We start from the raw sequence: 4,192 nt of genomic DNA, 5'->3' as shown, positions 1-4,192 counted from the left end.
CACCCATATTTTCAGCTTCTGATCCAGCTTCCCATGCTTGAGCTGCACAATCTCTTATTTCAGAGTTGTCAGATGTATTAAAACTACTTAAACTTAAGGTCATCGCTCCTAAAGCGATAATTGAAAATTGCTTAAATTTATTTAATTATCGATAATATCATTAAGTTTATTATTCAAGCCACCAATTAATTCATTAAAATCTTTCTGTGAAATTGCCTCTGAAGTATCTATTTTTTGAATTTCTAAAGTTTTAGATGAGTTTATTTCTATCATGGTTACTACGGCACTTTCAATCTCTACTTCTGCAATTAAACCAGGTAATCCCATGAATATATCTGGCCCAATTGGAATTGAAATTGAAGGTATAAACCAAGCTGTCACTTCTTTGTTTTTGTTCACAACTTCGTCATAATATTCTCCAGTTGCTAGCTTAGCATTGTATCCTAATATCTTCTTTGTAGCATTTTTGATTTTCCAATTAAATATATATTGTTTTCTTTGAACTATAAAGTTTTTATTAATCAAATTTTTTTCGAAAACAATTTTATTTTTATTAATATCGATATACACCCTATTCTTAAAAGAAGTAAATCGTTTGGCCGTCTTGAGCAAAATATCCTCTAGAGGAGTTTCATCACCTTTTTCGAGGACATCTTCGAGTTTAAAAAAAGACTCTTCTTGGGTTGTGGTTAGCACATATTTTAAATCTTTAGCATACTCAAAAGCTTTTTTAAAAAATTGTTTACCATCCTCTCCAAGTGATTCCATGTTACCTTGCATTTTTGGCTCTGTTATTTTGTAAACTACACGATAAGACTCTTGTGAATAAAGGAATTGGCAACCTAAAAAGATAAAAACCAAGTATATTTTTAAATGTAATAATTTCATACTCAAAATTTAATCACAGATTCCTGTAGTTTGTAAATATTCAGTAAGCTCTAATAGATGACCTACATTGTCTAAATTGATTTCCCCTTCTTGAGAAATTACCCATTCTCTAGCAACAGAAAAGCAAGTGTCTCGAAAACCTTCTTTGACATGGTTACCAGCTGGCACTGAAAATGTTGATAAAAAGAAGAGAACGAATAATATAAATACTTTTTTCATGATATTTGTTTTTAATAAATGTTGTAAAAATTCGATTGTCATAAATCGAGTCTCAGCTCAAAGGCTGTACACATCTTCATGAAAAATCCGTATCATTGCTTCGCATGCGAGATATGGATTTTCATGTCTTAAATCTGTGGAGCGCTTTTCATCCCGAAAAGCGCTTCCTTTTTTTTACAAACTAGAAAAACACTTTCATTTTATTTAATTTGCTTCGAACTTAAAAAAAAAAACGGTTTTGTAAAATTGCAATTGTTAAAATTTTAATTTATAGCGATATTTACGGTTTAACCGTAACGCAATTACGGTTAAACCGTAACGAATCGCACTATTTATGACGTTTTATTCAATATTTCGTAAAAAGCAATTATAATGAACTTAATTGAAATGTTCAATGAATTTCTTTTTTTTTCAACTCTAAAGCTTCAGCCTATTTTCTCCTTTGGAACTGCTTATGCTAAATTTAATTTGCCCATTAGATTCTTGTAATGGCGTAGCGATCTTGTTGGTATTGACTAGCGGATTTTGAAGACTATCGGTAATAAAGCCGTCGAGTTGGATGGATTGGGCAGATGTTACACCTATGAATAGTATAAAGATGAGTAATGAAGGAAAAAGTTTTGGCATAAAAATGAGTAAGTGTCAAATAAATTAGTTTTGAATGGATGATTTGAACCCAGATTTAAGAAAAAAAAATATTTAAAATTTAATGCTAGCATTTGCTTTATTTTTATATTCTTCATACGAAATTATTCTTTTATCTTCTGGGTCAACTTCTTCAAGTTTTACATTTTTGAAATTTATTTTTCTTACATAATATATGTTACCAAATTCATGTAACTCTATAATTAAACCAGGTAGACCAAAGTAATTTTTTGGACCAAAATTCAAATTGATATCGGTTGAAAACCAAGCTGTAACTTTTGACTCTACTCCTATTTCATTTCGTCTTATAGTTTCTGCTTTTATGCAATTATATCCACGAATCATTTTTCGCTCATTCTTAATTTGCCATTCGTCATAGGATGGTTTTTGGTGATATATAATTAGATTATTACCCAAAAAATTTCCCTCATGATAAATAGACTTATCAGTTACATTAATAAAATAAGTTCCTTTTGCTAATTCCTTAGTAATTTTACTGCTCCCATCATTATTCATCAAATTAAACCTTTCAAAAATAGATTTATTGTCTTTAAACTTTAAACTGTAAAAACTTTTATCTGGTGATAAAGCATTTTGCTTTTCTTTAAATCGCTCAATTAATATTTTTTTAAGATCTGAGTTTTCAATTGAAGTTGTATCGCCGTACATTTTTTCTAGGCTTTGCCCATATAAAATTTCTCCACTATCATTTTGTGAAAAAAAAATATTACTTATAAACAAAAAAAAGTAGAAAAAAATTAAATTAATTTTAAACATGTATCTAGATTTAAACAATGATTCCAATTTAAAAATCGGAATCATTGGATTGTTAATTAGTAATTCCCTCGCATTCTTTCACATCTCTCGTAAACTTGAATGCTTTCAGTCCATGCACCATCTATATCACCACCATTATTCATATAATAAAAGGCGAATGCATCATGTTGCAAATTCATACAACGATCTGATTGTGAGCTAATTTTAGCGCTACTAAAACCACTAATACTTAAGGTCATCGGTCCTAAAGCGATAATTGAAAAAAACTTTTTCATGATATTTGTTTTTAATAGCACTAGAATTCTTTTACTTTTTTATTTAATCTCATAATTAAACTTTTATACTCAGAATAATTCATTAGTACCTCTTGATCAGGTAATTTTATACTGTCGTTTGTTACCTCATCAATTTTAATAGCTTTTATTATTACTTTTGGCAGATGAACTTCAACAATTAAACCTGGTAATCCTGAAAATATATCTGGTCCAGTTTTAATAGGAATTGAAGGAATAAACCATGCCTCAATATCAATACTTTTATCAGTGATTAGATCATGATATTTGCCATTTGCCATATAAGCTTTTAAATTTAAAATTGTTTTAGTATCGTTCTCAATTTCCCAATCAAAATCGTAATTATCTCTTTTAACCTGATAATTAATATTGAAAAAATTGCGTTTAAATATTAAACTGTCTTCCTCAATAAGTAAAAAAATTTCATCGTAAAAATTTGTAAAAGATTTTACGGTAGATTCGTGTACATCTTTCATATAAGAATTATCAAATTGTAAAACCTTTTTTTGAGAAAAGTGTGATTTTTTCTGATTAAATAAAAGAATGTACTCTAAATTCTCAGCATATTCAATGCTCTTTCTCATTATATCTTGATAACTCTTTCTCTGTCCCTCCAAAGGCTCCATAATATTAATGGGCTGAATTTTATAAGTTACTTTATGTGTATTTTGTGCATTTGCACAAAAGCACAAACACACGTAAAACACACAAAAAGTAAATATTGTTTTTACTTTATAAAACATTAGTTGAAGGTTAGTTCTCCTGCCTCACATGCACGAGTATATGCTAATACCCTTCTATGATTACTAAGATTTATTTCACCATCTGTCATTATTACTAATGCTCTTGCACCTTCAAAACAAGTTGGAGCTTCAAATATTAATAAATCTTGATTTGTAAAACTACTTAAACTTAAGGTCATCGCTCCTAAAGCGATAATTGAAAATACTTTTTTCATGATATTTGTTTTTAATAAGTCGTTTAAAAATAATAATGCTACAAATCGACTCCCAGCCTATAGCTGTTCACATCATCATGAAAAATCCGTATCATTGCTTCGCATGCGAGATATGAATTTTCATGTCTTAAATCTGTGGAGCGCTTTTCATCCCGAAAGGCGCTTCCTTTTTTAAAATCTAAAAGAACACTTTCATTTTTGAAATACTGCGCTTCTATTTAATTTTTCATAATCTTGAAGTTTAATAGTTTCACCTTCCACTGGCGCATTAATTTCTAAATTATCTACAAATTCTATCTTAGACATTTCGAATTTATAAGAATAATCCCAATTTACATTCAGTTCCAAGATTAAACCTGGTAAACCTCTAAAGCCAATAGGCCCAAACGGATAGTTGATTTCAGGAGTAAAC

General features: G+C 29.3%; 8 protein-coding genes. All 8 read right to left on the bottom strand.

Going from position 1 to position 4,192, the window contains the following annotated elements:
• Positions 1-141 precede the first annotated feature (141 nt).
• Positions 142-888, bottom strand: a complete 747-nt coding sequence (locus LB449_RS13680; protein ID WP_224455681.1) for a GLPGLI family protein — start codon at positions 886-888, stop codon at positions 142-144.
• 9 nt (positions 889-897) lie between these two features.
• Positions 898-1,107 carry a hypothetical protein gene (locus tag LB449_RS13675; protein ID WP_224455680.1) on the bottom strand — a complete coding sequence of 70 codons (210 nt, stop codon included), beginning with the start codon at positions 1,105-1,107 and terminating at the stop codon, positions 898-900.
• A gap of 417 nt (positions 1,108-1,524) precedes the next feature.
• The gene (locus LB449_RS13670) at positions 1,525-1,734 is read right to left on the bottom strand and encodes a hypothetical protein (RefSeq protein WP_224455679.1); all 210 of its coding nucleotides are present in this window, start codon (positions 1,732-1,734) and stop codon (positions 1,525-1,527) included.
• A 72-nt stretch (positions 1,735-1,806) separates the two neighbouring features.
• Positions 1,807-2,529: a GLPGLI family protein gene (locus LB449_RS13665; RefSeq protein ID WP_003436429.1), complete on the bottom strand. Its 723-nt coding sequence runs from the start codon at positions 2,527-2,529 to the stop codon at positions 1,807-1,809.
• A gap of 56 nt (positions 2,530-2,585) precedes the next feature.
• Positions 2,586-2,804 (bottom strand): hypothetical protein, encoded by a 219-nt coding sequence (locus LB449_RS13660; protein ID WP_224455678.1) that lies wholly within the window; start codon positions 2,802-2,804, stop codon positions 2,586-2,588.
• Between the two features lie 20 nt (positions 2,805-2,824).
• Complete coding sequence (locus LB449_RS13655) at positions 2,825-3,565, bottom strand: GLPGLI family protein (RefSeq protein WP_081606509.1); 741 nt, start codon at positions 3,563-3,565, stop codon at positions 2,825-2,827.
• The gene (locus tag LB449_RS13650) at positions 3,565-3,780 is read right to left on the bottom strand and encodes a hypothetical protein (protein WP_224455677.1); all 216 of its coding nucleotides are present in this window, start codon (positions 3,778-3,780) and stop codon (positions 3,565-3,567) included. Before LB449_RS13650 ends, LB449_RS13655 begins: the two co-directional genes overlap by 1 nt.
• 192 nt (positions 3,781-3,972) lie before the next feature.
• Positions 3,973-4,192: GLPGLI family protein (locus LB449_RS13645; protein WP_224455676.1), on the bottom strand; the 220-nt coding region annotated here is incomplete at its 5' end.

The organism is Psychroflexus lacisalsi, from assembly GCF_020164495.1.
GTDB classification, from domain to species: domain Bacteria; phylum Bacteroidota; class Bacteroidia; order Flavobacteriales; family Flavobacteriaceae; genus Psychroflexus; species Psychroflexus lacisalsi.
The sequence above is the reverse complement of the archived record's forward strand: the minus strand, read 5'-3'. Positions and strand labels throughout refer to the sequence as shown.